The organism is Parabacteroides johnsonii DSM 18315, from assembly GCF_025151045.1.
Classification (GTDB): domain Bacteria; phylum Bacteroidota; class Bacteroidia; order Bacteroidales; family Tannerellaceae; genus Parabacteroides; species Parabacteroides johnsonii.
In genome coordinates this window covers 4,006,592-4,021,718 of sequence record NZ_CP102285.1, presented here as the reverse complement: position 1 = coordinate 4,021,718, position 15,127 = coordinate 4,006,592, and the positions used below count along the sequence as shown (strand labels likewise).

General features: G+C 44.7%; 9 protein-coding genes. All 9 read right to left on the bottom strand.

Annotated elements, in window-relative coordinates; all coding sequences use genetic code 11:
- Positions 1-11: 11 nt before the first annotated feature.
- Complete coding sequence (locus NQ564_RS16425; RefSeq protein ID WP_021861993.1) at positions 12-1,031, bottom strand: Gfo/Idh/MocA family protein; 1,020 nt, start codon at positions 1,029-1,031, stop codon at positions 12-14.
- Positions 1,032-1,102: 71 nt separating this feature from the next.
- Entirely contained in the window at positions 1,103-2,230 is a 1,128-nt protein-coding gene (locus tag NQ564_RS16420; protein WP_008147015.1) for a DegT/DnrJ/EryC1/StrS family aminotransferase, read from the bottom strand.
- A 59-nt stretch (positions 2,231-2,289) separates the two neighbouring features.
- Positions 2,290-4,329: a methionine--tRNA ligase gene (gene metG / locus NQ564_RS16415; protein WP_008147014.1), complete on the bottom strand. Its 2,040-nt coding sequence runs from the start codon at positions 4,327-4,329 to the stop codon at positions 2,290-2,292.
- 63 nt (positions 4,330-4,392) lie between these two features.
- Entirely contained in the window at positions 4,393-8,316 is a 3,924-nt protein-coding gene (locus NQ564_RS16410; RefSeq protein WP_008147013.1) for an InlB B-repeat-containing protein, read from the bottom strand.
- A 105-nt stretch (positions 8,317-8,421) separates the two neighbouring features.
- A complete protein-coding gene (locus NQ564_RS16405) occupies positions 8,422-10,056 on the bottom strand; it encodes a PCMD domain-containing protein (RefSeq protein ID WP_008147012.1) in 1,635 nt (544 codons plus the stop codon).
- 9 nt (positions 10,057-10,065) lie between these two features.
- Positions 10,066-10,803, bottom strand: a complete 738-nt coding sequence (locus NQ564_RS16400) for a hypothetical protein (RefSeq protein ID WP_005639968.1) — start codon at positions 10,801-10,803, stop codon at positions 10,066-10,068.
- 14 nt (positions 10,804-10,817) lie between these two features.
- Complete coding sequence (locus NQ564_RS16395) at positions 10,818-12,980, bottom strand: PCMD domain-containing protein (RefSeq protein WP_039848045.1); 2,163 nt, start codon at positions 12,978-12,980, stop codon at positions 10,818-10,820.
- A 15-nt stretch (positions 12,981-12,995) separates the two neighbouring features.
- Positions 12,996-14,276, bottom strand: coding sequence for a DUF4493 domain-containing protein (locus NQ564_RS16390; protein ID WP_008147010.1), 1,281 nt, complete (start codon positions 14,274-14,276; stop codon positions 12,996-12,998).
- Between the two features lie 61 nt (positions 14,277-14,337).
- On the bottom strand, positions 14,338-15,126 hold the full coding sequence (locus NQ564_RS16385; protein ID WP_008147007.1) for a DUF4493 domain-containing protein: 789 nt from the start codon (positions 15,124-15,126) through the stop codon (positions 14,338-14,340).
- Between the last annotated feature and the right edge of the window lies 1 nt (position 15,127).

Below are 15,127 nucleotides of genomic sequence, written 5' to 3'. Positions count from 1 at the left end.
ATAGATCGCATTTATTTCTTCAAAGCATAGATCCGCTGGATAATGTCAACGACCTTCATGCCTTCCAGTACGTTGGTCGTGATACATTCCGAACTTGCGCCGGAAAGGACACGGACCACATTACGGATCACGAAATTATGGTTCTGGGCGGAACCTTTATAAGGCCCGTAGTCATTTCCCGGATTCGTCGGTGCCAGTTCCGGCATTTCATACTCTTTGATATGGCAGTATTCGACTTCGTTCATATACTGTCCGCCGATTTTCACGCTGCCGTTCTCCGCAACAATCAGCATACTGCTTTCCATGTTCTTGTTCCAGACAGAAGTGGAATAACTCAAGCTCCCCATTCCTCCGTTCACGAAGTTGAAATTCACAAAACCCGAATCTTCAAAAGCCGTGAGTCCGGCATGGTTGAAATCAGCAAAGCGAGCCTGGATGTTGCAGATATCTCCAAAAAGCCAGTACATAATGTCGATGAAATGGGAGAACTGGGTGAAAAGCGTCCCTCCGTCCAAAGCTGCATCGCCGTGCCAGCCTCCGGGTTTATAATAGCGCTCGTCACGATTCCAATAACAATTCAACTGAACCATATAGATTTTGCCTAACTTACCGGAATCTACCATCTCCTTGATCCAGACAGAAGGAGGAGAATAACGGTTTTGCATGACGCAGAACACTTGTTTACGGTATTTCAGCGAAGTATAGACCACCTTTTCGGCATCGGCAAGTGTCAGTGCCATCGGCTTCTCGATCACGACGTTGCAACCAGCTTCGACAGCCTGGATAGCCATCACCGCATGTAAGCCGTTGGGGACGCAGATATTCACGACATCTATAAAGAGGCCACTCTGCAATAATTCCGTAAGGGAAGAAAAGAACGGGACGTCGTATGCTTCAATCCCCAATTCTTCACGAGGACGAATATCACAAAGGGCCACCAGCTCGGCTCCCGGATCGCGTGTCACCATCTCGGCATGACGTTTGCCGATATGGCCACAACCGATGACTGCAAATTTTATCTTTTTATCCATCATTGTTTGATTTATGATTTATGATTTATGAATTATGATTTATTTGTGACGCATAAATCATAATTCATAAATCATAAATCTTTTAGTTTTTCTATTATATATTGCTGTTGTCCGAGGGACATTTCCGTATGAATGGGCAAGGAAAGGACGGATTCGCACAAACGGGTGGAGACGTCCAAATTGCCGGATACACGGGAGATCTGACGGTAAGCTTCCTGACGGTGCACCGGCAGGGGATAATAGATCATGGAAGGGATTCCCTGCTCTTTCAACAGATGCTGAAGAGCATTCCGCCGACCGCCTTTTACCTGAATCGTATATTGGTGATACACATGAGTCGAAAATGTCGATTTCGCAGGGATAACCAACGAATCGCAGGAAGATAAGGCTTCATCGTACTGGCGGGCAACCGACCTGCGGGCTTCCGTGAACTCCTCCAGATGCTTCAACTTCACATCCAGCACGGCAGCTTGCAACGTATCCAGACGGGAGTTGCATCCGATCCGCCTATGGTGGTATTTACATTCCTGACCATGATTGGCAATCATGAAGATACGGGCAGCCAACGCCTCGTCGGAAGTCATCAACGCACCTCCGTCGCCATAGCAAGCCAACGGCTTGGACGGGAAAAAAGAAGTAGTCCCGATATGCCCGATCGTTCCGGCCTTTCGTACCTTTCCGTCGGAAAAAGCATAATCGGCACCGATGGACTGGGCGTTATCTTCCACGACATACAGATGATAGGCATCAGCCAAAGCCATGATCGGCTCCATATCGCAGGCTTGTCCGAACAGGTGGACGGCCACAACCGCCTTTGTCCGTTCCGAAACAGCCGCTTCTATTTTCCCGGGATCGATATTGAAGGTATAAGGATCGACATCCACCAACACAGGCGTCAATCCCAACAAAGCGACAACCTCGGCAGCCGCTATATAAGTAAATGCCGGCAGGATCACCTCATCGCCGGGCTGAAGCTCCAATGCCATCAAGGCAATCTGCAAAGCATCCGTCCCGTTACCGCAAGGGATCACATATGGAACCTGAAGATAGTCAGCCAAATGTCCGGCAAAGGTTTTCACCTGCGGACCATTGATAAAGGCACAACTGTCGGTCACCGCCTGCATGGCCCCATCGATCTCCTCTTTGAACCGGAGATATTGTCCATGCAAGTCGACCATCTGTATCTGTTCTTCCAACATTATATTATCTGTTTTCCGATTAATTAATCCTTCGTCACTACAACGAAGGATTAACCAGATTATTTCACTTCGCTGCCCGGTTTTACCTCTTTTTCAGGAGTGATGACAGCCAGCCTGCCGTCGAAGTTTTCTGCGGAAAGGATCATTCCTTCAGAAACGATACCTTTCAACTTGCGCGGAGCCAGATTGGCAATGAAGCAAACCTGCTTGCCCACAAGGTCTTCCGGCTTGTAATGCTGGGCGATACCCGAAACGATCGTACGTTTTTCCAGACCGTCATCGATACGGAACTGCAACAACTTGTCCGCCTTAGGCACTTTCGTACATTCCAACACGGTCCCGACACGGATATCCAGCTTCATGAAGTCATCGAACTCGATATTCTCACGGATGGGTTTCGCCTTGTAGTTGGCTTCCTCGTTTGCTTTCTTCGTATCCAACAGCTTTTGTACCTGCGCTTCGATCACACTGTCTTCAATCTTCTCGAACAGCAGTTCCGATTTGCCCAACTGATGGCCGGCTTCCAACAGGTCAGTCGATCCCAAGCGGTTCCAGCCTAACGGTTCCACATTCAACATCTTGTTCAGTTTCTCCATGCTGAACGGCAGGAACGGTTCGAAAGCGATCGCCAGATTTGCCGTGATCTGCAAAGCGATGTTCATAATCGTGGCGACACGTGCCATATCGGTCTTTGCCAATTTCCAGGGTTCCGTATCAGCCAGGTATTTGTTACCGATACGCGCCAGGTTCATCGCTTCTTTCTGTGCGTCACGGAAATGGTAAGTATCTAACAGACGTTCCACGTCGGCCTTTACATTCGCGAAATCGGTCAATGTCTGACGGTCATAATCGGTCAGCTCACCGGCAGCCGGCACCTTACCTTCGAAATACTTTTCGGTAAGCACCAAAGCACGGTTGACAAAGTTACCTAAGATGGCAACCAACTCATTGTTATTGCGTGCCTGGAAATCTTTCCAAGTGAAATCGTTGTCTTTCGTTTCCGGAGCATTGGCCGTCAAAACATAGCGCAACACATCCTGCTTGCCCGGCATATCCACCAAATATTCGTTCAACCAGACAGCCCAGTTGCGGGAAGTGGAGATCTTGTCGCCTTCCAGATTCAGGAACTCATTGGCCGGCACATTTTCCGGCAGGTTATAAGAACCTTCGGCTTTCAGCATAGCCGGGAACACGATACAGTGGAACACAATATTGTCCTTACCGATGAAATGCACCATCTTGGTTTCAGGATCTTTCCACCAAGTTTCCCAACTTTCGGGGAGCAGTTCTTTTGTATTGGAGATATATCCGATAGGCGCATCGAACCAAACATACAGAACCTTCCCTTCCGCACCGTCCACCGGCACAGGAATCCCCCAGTCGAGATCGCGACTTACTGCGCGAGGCTGCAATCCCATATCCAACCAGCTCTTGCACTGCCCGTATACGTTCGGTTTCCATTCTTTATGTCCTTCCAGTATCCACTGGCGCAGGAATGGTTCCCATTTGTCCAAAGGCAGATACCAGTGTTTGGTCTCTTTCATCACCGGCTGGCTGCCACTGATAGCGGATTTCGGGTCGATCAGGTCCGTCGGGCTCAAAGAGGTTCCGCAGGCTTCGCACTGGTCACCATAGGCTTTTTCATTGCCACAATGCGGGCAAGTCCCGGTTATATAGCGGTCGGCAAGAAACTGTTTCGCTTCTTCGTCATAATACTGTTCGCTTGTTTTCTCGATAAACTCTCCTTTATCGTATAAGGTACGGAAGAAGTCCGACGCCACCTGGCGATGTGTAGCCGAAGTCGTACGGGAATAGATATCGAACGAGATACCGAACTCCTCAAAAGACTTCTTAATAATACCATGATAACGGTCCACCACATCCTGCGGTGTAATCCCTTCTTTCTTCGCTCTCAGCGTGATAGGCACTCCATGCTCATCCGATCCACCAATCATCAAAACCTCTTCCCCCTTCAGGCGAAGATAACGTGCATAAATATCAGCAGGCACATACACCCCGGCCAAATGTCCGATATGCACTGGCCCGTTCGCATACGGCAACGCCGTAGTTATCAGCGTTCTCTTAAACTGTTTTTCCATACCTTGTGTTCTCTTTTTGAGGCACAAAGGTAAGGAATAATTTGGTTAGATGGAAAAGATAGTTCATCGGATTACAATCTTTACCGATTCACCATTTCCGACCTTCACCACATACATACCAGCCGGCAGCAGATAAGACGAATAACCGGCCGGGACACCTGCCTTCTTTATCAGCTTTCCTTCCAGACTCCAGACGAACAATTCGGAAATTTCAGGAGACAGAATGTGCAAAGAGCCCCCGGCTGCATAGATACGCACAGCCGGGATCGATACGTTTTCATTTCCTACCGACATATTCGAAGCTGCAAAAGCTCCTTTCAACGTGCAATTGTCCGTCACCACATATTGATAAGGATTCAATGTGTTGCCATCCCCCCATTTCATAAACATATTACCCTTATTTGGCGTTGCCGTCAATGTGATAACCGTTCCATGTTTTAACATACCGACTTGACTGGCTTTTACCGTCCCGCCTTCTTGTTGTTCGAGAGAAACGACATATTCATTCAGCTTCAATCCGGAGACATCCACCATCATATCCTCCGACACATCGGAAAGCGTATAAAACAATGTTTTCGTTTCAGAAGAAGCTCTCAAAGACAAGGCTGCATCCAGTTCTTTTCCATTGGCAAAGACTTTGACGTCGCTTTGGCTATATGACGGCAAAACGACCAGTTTCAACTGAACAGATTCCCCTTTGGCTACGACCGCCGCATTCGCATTGACAGCCCCCATACCCGCACCGGCAAGGACAGGCAGTTTGACACATACAGCATCCTGCCCTGTTTTAGGCAGGAATAACGGAAACAGTTGCGATGCATCGGCAGCCGTTACGATACGAGGATTATCGGCTTTGCCATCATTCCATTTCGAAAATACTTGTCCTTCAGGCGCGTCAGCCTGCAATACAATCATGGCAGCCGTGAATAGAGAGAGGCCGGATACATCTGAACCGGTTTCCACATCGATAGCCGACACATGCTCCTGCAATACCGGTTTCACCTTATTGCGAACGATCCCATCAACAGAAATACGGATATTCTCGGAAATATCATATATACTATACACCTCCTGATTCACGTTCAATTTTTCATTATTGGCATACACGACAGGGACAGATTCGTTGTAATCCGCCTCCAGACGCAAATAGAATTTGAATTTGCCCCCCGGCTTGACTTCAGTCGAATACCCGGTAAGCGGTTTGACTGTCACCCCTTCCAATTCAGGAAGAATAACAGAAAATCCGGCACTGTCCTTCACGAAGCGTGCCTGCAACGTCACATCCGACTCAGCCATAAACGTACGAGGATTAGCTGTCTCACCATCCGTCCACGACTGGAATTTATAATTTTCATCAGCCATAGCCGTCACCGAAACAGGATCTCCATGATTGACGTTCCTGGAATTCTCTGCATCCTCATCACCGGTAAAAGCAATCATACCATTAGCCGACTGTACCAAAGTAATCAGATGGGTTACACCGGAAATACCGCTCACATTGACAATTACGTCAGAAGTCTGGTTGCTTAAGGTGTAAATGCCATAAATATCAGGTGTGATAACAGTTCCGTTTGCTGTCACCTTTATAGAATCCAATGTTTGGAAATAATTCTTATCCACAATCAGCTTGAATTCAAAAGCCCCGCCACTTGCTACGGCTTCCACGACTTCACCACCTGCGGGATTGCTAGCAGTGATTCCTTTCGGCAGGTTGAATGTGATGGTGATCTTTCCGGAACGGAACGTGATGTTACGAGTCGTAACACCATCCTTGCAACCGGACTTGCGGGCTATGGCTTGTACGGCAACCGTTTTGGTGGCAGTCGTAATAGTGCTTACCTGAAAAGCTCCGGTATAGAGTTTAGGGGTAGAACCGTCTATACTGTACAGCAAGGAATCGCATTCGCCGTTTTTTTCCATCGTGACTGTCACGGGTTCTCCACTCGGAATATAGTCCGTATTGACAGGATCGGTCGTTACTTTGGGAGCCGAAGCTGCCGGGCGCGGATCAATAAAGACAGCCGAGATGGTCAAACCACCTTCAGCAGGCATCACAACTGTTTGAGGGCTAGTCGTATATTCAATATTATTGACAACCAGTTTCGACAATTTATAATCGGCCGAAGCAGGTGTTGCCGTAATTGTCAACGAGGTGTTCGCTCCGACCTTATCACCGGGTTTCACTTCCGTCGATCCGCTCTTCACCGTGATTGTCCCGTTCGCCGGACGTGATATCTGCACAGAGTTACCCATTGTCCATTCGGCATATAGTTTCAAATTGCCGGTCGTTCCAGCAGGAATGATCATTAGTGCCTGATCCTTCAACAGGTCATCTTTATGCCATCCGACAAACGTAAAGTTATCACGTTGCGGAGTCGGTAATTTGACTTCTTTTTCAATATTATAGCAAGTCACGGCATCAGGCGGATTATTGCCATACCCGTAAAGTTCATATTCGATTGTATATTGTGCCAACTCCCATTTGGCATATAAAGTAAAATCTCCGTGGGTACCCTTTACAACTTCCCCATAAGATTTGGTTAGATCTTCATCTATATACCAGCCTACCAATGTATAACCTGCTTTCGTCGTTCTCGTTGGGAGTTTGAATGTTTCGGTCTCAATGGTGTAGCGCAGAGCATCCTGATCGGAACCACCGTTGGTGTTGAAGGTAATGGTGTACGGGGTAGGGGTCCATTTGGCATAGACCATTACCGGAATATTCGTTTGTCCTGCCGTTCCTGCCGGAAAAGGCACAGCCTCTAATTTGCTTCCAGTAAAATTCTCATCCAGAAACCATCCTCCGAACATATATCCTTCTTTTGTCAGACCGGAAGGTAAAGTTCCCGGTTGTGTTTTTGTATAAGAAATATCTGCTAAAGAAGTGCCGTTGTTCGTCTTAAAGGAAAGCGTATAAGAAATCTCCGTCCAATGCGCTTTAAGGGTGACATCACCCGTTCCGGCAGGGATAGAGGTTACTTTCTGATTACCCCGATACCATCCATCGAAAACATATCCTTCTCTTTGAGGAGTTGGCAAAGTGGTAAGAGCCGTTTCGATATTATATGAACTGTCAGGGAGTGCGACTCCACCGTCAACATCATAAACGACTTTATAAGAGACCGGAGTCCATGTGGCAACAAAAGTCATGTCTTTGCTGGCTACACGGTCTGCCGTTGTTGGCAAAGCTGTTGGATTGACCGGATTACCGTTATATGTCCAGTCGACAGTGTAACCGTTTTTTGTCACTGTCGGTAAGATAAAATCGGTGGTTTCGATGGTATAGGAAGGTGTCCCTTGAACCGTAGTTGTACCACCATTGGTGTTGTAGGCAATATTATATTGAGTAAGAGAAACAATAGCATCTTGTTGATTTATACCTTCACCTTTTTCAGTATATTTTACATCTGATGGATTTGAAAAATAAGCTCCATAAGGAACTACGTCACCTAATGTGTTATTACCCTCAGCATCCACAACCCAAGGAGAACCATCATTTCCTGGATTTGACTGCCCCCAAAAGTTCTGTCCACTTCCACCTTTTCCTGGTATTGCTTTTAGCGACATTGATAACAATGATACTTTTCCACTATTAAAAACGACAGCCGTTGCATTATAGCCATTTCCTCCTTTTGTATTCCAACCATTATTTTGTCCATTTGCAGCATAGGTTTCTATCGTCCCATTCTTTATAACAATATTGCCGCCATTCACATTAATAGCTGTAGCATTTTCTTGTGTTCCCGTACGATCATAGATAATCGTCTTTCCATTCAAATCAAGTATCATCGTCCCTCCAGTAATATTTAACGTACTACTCAAGTTCACAATTCCCGTCAACGTCACAACATTTCCATCCACCGTTGCATTGCCTAAAGCATTTCTCAACGCCTCCGCCGAATTCACATCCACCGCCCCGCCTCTCACCGAGCAAAGCAGCCCCACGATCAAAACGATCCAACCAATTAAAAAACTATTTTTTTTCATCTTTCTATCTGTTTTTATTCCGGCACGCTAAAAATAGCGTTGTCAACTACTTCCCGACCGGTACGATGCCGGGAACAATGTTTCCGGTTATCCCCAATTGTCAATCTACTCAAACACCAACTCACACTCGTCCAAATACATCACGCTGCTCGTGCTACCCGTGAAGTAATCACCGTATTTGCTGGCGGAGGCTACGATCAGGATGTATTTTGGACGGGTGAAGTAGTCGCGATAAGTCAAGTTGATTTTGAACTGTTTGTAATCGCTACCTGTCGCTTCGTTCGATTTTAATTCACCGAATGCGATCATCGATTCGTTGTTCCAAGTCAGGTCAACAAAAGTACCTGTTGTTGTGTTGACACGAAACGGAGCACTCCAATCGAACAAACCGATATAGATATGGCATGAATCCGTCTGTCCCATCAAGGCATCGTATGGAGCTTTTGCCTGGTCAATCACGCCTGGCGTATATTTGTAATATCCTTTCAATGCCGAAGGTCTTCCGATATAAGGTTGTCCAAAATCGAGTTCAGCCCCTTCGATACCTGCCAAACCGACAAAATCGCCCGTATAGATGTTACCAGCGGCGAACTTGCTGGCGATGCTGATATAATCGGAAGCCATCTTGACGGCACGACCTTTCACCACATCGCCCGTTTCCGGTGCAGTCGGGTTACGGCTGGCGATACTGGCCCCCTCGTTACCGGAATCCCAGAAATGGTCGGCATCGTCCAATGTCGCATTCGGATACCAAGTCTTTTCGTTTTTCATCACCCAATCGTCAAAGCCGAGATTCAGGACCTGCATGATCGTATCGGTCGTAAATGTGAGTATTTCGCCAACCGTCCCGTTCATCGTCAACCGATATTCGTAATCCGTCCCCGGCGTCAAGTGAGTCATCATGATCAAAAAGTCTTCTCCCTCATAGCTTATTTCATTAGACAGCACAGACTCCCAAGTAGTTTCGCCCACCTTGCGGTATTCGGCTTCCACCTCTCCTTTCGATATCGATCCACTGACATATGCACGGCGCGTCCAAGCGGAAAGCTGTGTCAATTGGACATTCGCATTCGGATATTGGACGCTCAAGGTCCACTCTTCCGTCTCGTCAAATGCCGTCACATAGAAAACACGCGGCCGGGTAAAATCAACAACTTTCGAAGGGTCGGGAGTCGTCTGTGCGATCGAACTCCCTAATTGCAGCTCTTCTATTTCAATGTTTCGTAAAGAGGGCTGCTCGGTCGAATCGACATAAACAATAACGTTCTTCGTATAATCGTCGACCAAGGCCGAACCTACCTGATTCTTGATTTTGATCTTACGTACGATATCCCGCGAAACATTGACCGTCCATTCATAATCCTGATAAAGGCTCAAGCAGAACTTCACCGGATTCAGAAAATTCATCCGTGTATCCATTCCGGCAGGCAAACTGTCAGCCGAGACAAAACCGGTATCCGGAAAATGAGCGATATCAAGACAGGCAGCCGAATCCGGATAAACCTTCATACCCTCTGTCACGACTAGCTTTTCAACACGCAGATCCCTCAGGTCGATCGTATCGGCCACTTTTATCTCCACTGTATTTGAAGCTCCGAGGATACGGCAGGAAGTCATACCGGCAACTTCCATCTCCGTGATCTGTCCAACAATGGTCGGATACGGCAAATCATTTTCGACACATCCTATCCAAGACAATACCAGCAATCCGAACGTAAGAAATATGCTTTTTCGTTTCATACCACTTCCTTATAGATAAAAAACAATACCCAAGTCGATCGAGAGCAGATTTATCTTAAAGTTTGCCGAACTGGAAGTACGTTTACCATCATACACCTGATCTTTTTTCTGGTCATACCAATTAAAGTTCAGGCCTGCGACAGCGATAGAAGCCTCCACAGCCGTAAAATCGTTGACAAAACAGGTGATACCCGGTGCAACACCGATATTTAAGTTATGCTTCAACTGATGTACGCCCGACAATCCGCTTCCCAAATCCGAACTGCTCGTACTTTTTGAAAAGCCGTACAGCAAACGTGCCTCATTAAACAAACCGAAACGTTTGCTATCCCCCAAATTTAAGTATGTACGGATGAAAAAAGCAGCCGAATAGGTATTCGATTTATCATTCCACTCGTTTATATCCAAACTGATATCATCTCCTAACGAAAGTGACAGGTTATCTAATTTCGTATAAGAACGCGAATAAGCCAAACGCCCGCCGATACTGATATTGTCACGGATGAAATAGCTAACCAAAGGTGTCACTTTAAATGTATATCCTTCCGAATCGATATCTTTCAACAACGACATAAATTCGAAATTATCATCCACATGTTCCGAGTAGGAGAACGTCGCCCCTACCATCCATTGCCCTTTCGGGATAAATGTCTTCATCACGATTCCCCGATCATATTTATTCTCTCTCGCCGAAAGTACCGTCACGGCACAAAGCAGAAGCAAAAGCAGACTCGTTATTTTTCTCATATTTTGTTTATTCGTTATTCGTTTGTGAAAGAGGCAGTGTTGTAATCATATTCCAAATTAAATTCATCGATATACAATGTACTGCCTTTACCTCCTGTAAAATAATCTCCATAGCGGCTTGCCGCAGCTACAACCACTATATAAGATGGAGTTACATCTGTTTTCCGATATTTGATATCTATTGAAAACTTTTTATAACCATTTGCTTCTTCTCCGGAAACAGCTTCTTTCGCCACTAATTCACCATAAGCAATGACAGAAGCATCGTTAGGGTCAAACAATTGGCGACTTTTCGGATTTGTACGTATCTCATAATTTTTTGTACACAATGCTATATAAATGATACATTGATCAGAATCTCCACTTTTCAAATCAGGATCTACTTTTGAATCCCATTGTTCCATATAATCTATGTTTACTGGAGTATATTTATAATATCCAGTCAATTTTGTAGGCTTAGCAGTAAATGGTTGTCCAAATGACAAGATACCATTCGTTCCATCTATGTCAACAAAATTACCAGTAAACATACTTGCTGAAGCAAATGCCCCAATGCCAATAAAGCCAATCCACGTAGACTGTAACTTAGCAGCTTTACCCTTGACTACAACACTTTCTTCAGGAGAAGTAGGATTATTTTCGCCCGCAGTATTTGCGCCAGTATTTCCAGAATCCCACCATTTAGATACATCTACATTAGGAAACCAAGTCTTACCATTTTTAAACCATTCATCAAATGTATTATTTTTTAAATTTACAATCGGAGACGTTGTAAAAGTTTTGACATCCCCTTGAGCATCTGTACCTGAAACTGCATAGTATTCATACTCTGTACCTGGCATGATATTTTCAATCAACAATAAAGAAAAATCACCTGTTTGCTCATTATAAATAGTTGCATCATATCTCTGAAAATCTGTATCTGCTTTCTTTTTAAACATAAAGCCGATATTATCTCTGTCAATGGAATTACCTCTTAATGTCACAAATTTCGCCCATACAACCGGCTCTTCCGTTGTTACATTCACATTCGGACGAATTTCATAAATGAATTGTACAGTCGTTTCCTGATGTAAATTATCCAAGACAGAGAACGTAAACGTATGGGTGGCCATTTGAGTTGCTGAAGCAGGGTCTAATGCTTTAGCAAAATCAGTCAACACGAATGTCAGTTTTTGCTTGTCCTTTACTTCTTGTATCGGGAAACCTAATTGCTGCAAACGCGTCCGTGCAGCATCCGTCAGGTTACAAAGATCAAACGATGGAATATCGGCAAACTGGAAAGAAGTCGTTTCCACTTTCAACTGCTTGATGCCGTTCGGGGCTTCTATCGTCAAAGAATGTTCCGGAACCACCGGATTGTCAGCCTTTTTATAGACAATCTTATTTTCCGTAAAACCATCAAGTGTCAATTTGGGAGCCGACTTGCCGAAAAGATCTTCCTCTTTGATGAAGATTCCGTAATATATCGTATCAGCTTTTTCATCCACTATGATCCCATCGAAATCAGCTCCAGCTTCTTCATTTCCACCACCATCATCAAGCGAGTATTTTATTTTATAAAAATACTGTTCTTTAATATCCGGAAAAACACGTTGCATGGTAAACTCGTTTCCATCCAAATTGACTAATCTTAAATCAGCCGTAAGCTTCTCTGCTTTAAAAAAGCCGGCACGAGTCTCATCTCGCGTATAAAGCAAGCTCCCGGAAGTATTGGAAACTGTTGTTTCATAGCGACTGAAATAATTAGCAAGATTGCCGGCATACTCGACTGCAACTTTCGTATTCGAAATCTTGCAAACAATCTGTACGGAGGTTATTTCGCCGGACTGAATTGTTATTTCTTTCGAACCGGAATAGAAAGGTTTTTCCCACCCTGCTTCTTCCGACTGGTTTGATTTTACTGAAATCGTATACGTTCCTACCGGAAGAACGATTTTCTTACCCTTCACCTCATCGATATAATCGGAATAGCTTTTTATCGTATCTCCTTCCGCTGCAATTATATCGACGCGAAGAGACTCATTCGTAACAGCCGATTCCGCCTTTGTCAGCAATGTAGCATCTTCTTCGATACCTAAATACAATGCGCCTGTCGGTATTCCTACCGATTCTTCATCACAGCTCACTCCCCATAATATCAAACTACACAAGCAAGCAAATATATATAACTTCATACTGTTCATCACTCATTAATCGTTCAAGTTCCTTACCGTTAATGTCTTGGAAGCCTTTTGCCCTAACTGATCCGTCGCAGTTATGGTAAAGAGATAATCGCCTCCTCCCAAACCTGCAATCATCGGCATAAAAGAAGAGATATCAAACGTTGTAGACGTAGCACCTTTTGTTGCTGACAATCCTAATTTTGACAAAGTTTCTTTCAAACCCTCATCACAAATATCAAACTCGGAAGTCAGCCCGACAGCCGGTAATAATGCCTCCAATGTTGATGAAGTTATTTTTACAACTAACGAAGCTAATTTACCCGGTGTATTAATCTTCACACGCACAGTTTTATTGCCTGCACCCGATATCTCGATCGGTTGGCTTATGTCCAATCCTGCATCCCCTACAATTGTAGGTTTAGCCACCGTGTCACCACCTTCATTATCATCGCCACCATCATCCTCACCACCGGCATCGATAAAATCCGAAGGAATCTCTATCACATATTCTTTCTCGACCAAGGATATGTCGACCTTAATCACCGGATTTTTAACTGAAGCCGAATCATCCGGCACAACAGGATCATCCGGTTCGACAGGTTCGTTATCATCCGGTTCATCAGGAGAACTGTCACCTTCTTCAAGATCCAAGTCGATCAATATATTATTATATTGTTGAATCTCCTCATTTTTCGACATATCGTAATTATATACCAAACTCTTTCCACCATTCTTCATAGTCGCATATACAGTAAACTGTAAAATGCCGGTATTTTTCAAATAGGTTGTCCTCTTTTCCCCGTTCTGGGTAGTCAAAGCTCCCACTTTATTATCGATAACGATCGAATAGTCATCATTAAATTTCTTCAAAAAATCATCCGAACAATGAAACGTAACTTTCTTATTGCTCAACACACAATCCGTAATCACCTTTGCCACTTCCTGAGGGGTGATTTCACACACATTCGTACCGGAATAAAAGGGCTTGTCGAAACCGGCATTCACATCTTCTCCCAACGTCGCCCGAATCGAATAATTACCGGCAGGCAGCAACAAGCCTCCCTCATTCTTCAAATCGGCGTAACTATCATAATGTTTGACCGTATTCCCGTTTCCATCAATGATATCTATAGCAAACTCATTGACATCCAATATAACAGTCTGCGAACCAGTAGCATTTCCTCCCTTCGAAACAGGGATATCCGCTTCTTTTTCCGGCTTCAACTCCAGATCCAGCAACCCTTGGTTTTCTACGGTCGTGTCATCAGTCTGACCTTTATCAGTCTGTCCCAATATCTCCTTCTTCATCTCACAAGAGAAAAAAAGAAGAGAAGAAAACAACAATAACAGGTATTTATATCTCATATGCTTATTCTCCTATACATTTAGTCATTAACCGTAAACATTTTGTTTCAGCTTCTCCTGCATCCAAGGTTATAATATAGTATTCCCCAATCGATACTTTATCTGTATTAGAATTGCATACATAATAGGTCCGTTCCGGATAGGTCAGATTATCCAACTTAACCGTAACTTTCAATACTAAATCCTTACAATCATTCAGGAAATAAGCCGGTTTTGTATGCTTATCCGGATCAAACGTCCACGATACTTCCTCATCATAAACAGTCACTGAATAGCTGTAATTAAGAGGTTCGGCTTCCAACTTCGCTTTGAATCGGTCGGACAAGCGAAGCTCCACACCCACGCTTTCAAACGTACAAGTAAAAGCAGGAACAGACGTGACTGTTTTTTCTTCAATCACAAAATCCTGTTTCCCTTCGAAATAAGGAGTTTCAGACACTTGGCCGTCAACCGCCGTCTGATCGTATGAAGAAGCAACAACCTGATAATCTCCTACCGGCAAAACCAATGGCATGCCGGAATCAATCATAGCCGAATAAGAAACAAAACTCATGTGTTTCGTATATGTACCATCCGTACCCTGTTGATCGATCCGGATCGAAAATGTGGAAGGTTCCAAACCAAAAGCACCTTTTGTCACAATTACCGGAATCTCCGTTTCGCTTTGGACAGATGGTTTTTCCAATCGGAACGCTCCGGAACCTTTACCAAAACCATTATCTATCCCTGCATCTTTTTGACAAGCAGAAAAGAATGTCAGAATAGAGATTAATAGAATATATGTCTTTTTCATT

Excerpts from the sequence above, each read along its gene's own strand:
- NQ564_RS16425 (WP_021861993.1), bottom strand. The coding sequence starts at position 1,031 with ATGGATAAAAAGATAAAATTTGCAGTCATCGGTTGTGGCCATATCGGC.
- NQ564_RS16420 (WP_008147015.1), bottom strand. The coding sequence starts at position 2,230 with ATGTTGGAAGAACAGATACAGATGGTCGACTTGCATGGACAATATCTC.
- metG (WP_008147014.1), bottom strand. The coding sequence starts at position 4,329 with ATGGAAAAACAGTTTAAGAGAACGCTGATAACTACGGCGTTGCCGTAT.
- NQ564_RS16410 (WP_008147013.1), bottom strand. The coding sequence starts at position 8,316 with ATGAAAAAAAATAGTTTTTTAATTGGTTGGATCGTTTTGATCGTGGGG.
- NQ564_RS16405 (WP_008147012.1), bottom strand. The coding sequence starts at position 10,056 with ATGAAACGAAAAAGCATATTTCTTACGTTCGGATTGCTGGTATTGTCT.
- NQ564_RS16400 (WP_005639968.1), bottom strand. The coding sequence starts at position 10,803 with ATGAGAAAAATAACGAGTCTGCTTTTGCTTCTGCTTTGTGCCGTGACG.
- NQ564_RS16395 (WP_039848045.1), bottom strand. The coding sequence starts at position 12,980 with ATGAAGTTATATATATTTGCTTGCTTGTGTAGTTTGATATTATGGGGA.
- NQ564_RS16390 (WP_008147010.1), bottom strand. The coding sequence starts at position 14,276 with ATGAAGAAGGAGATATTGGGACAGACTGATAAAGGTCAGACTGATGAC.
- NQ564_RS16385 (WP_008147007.1), bottom strand. The coding sequence starts at position 15,126 with ATGAAAAAGACATATATTCTATTAATCTCTATTCTGACATTCTTTTCT.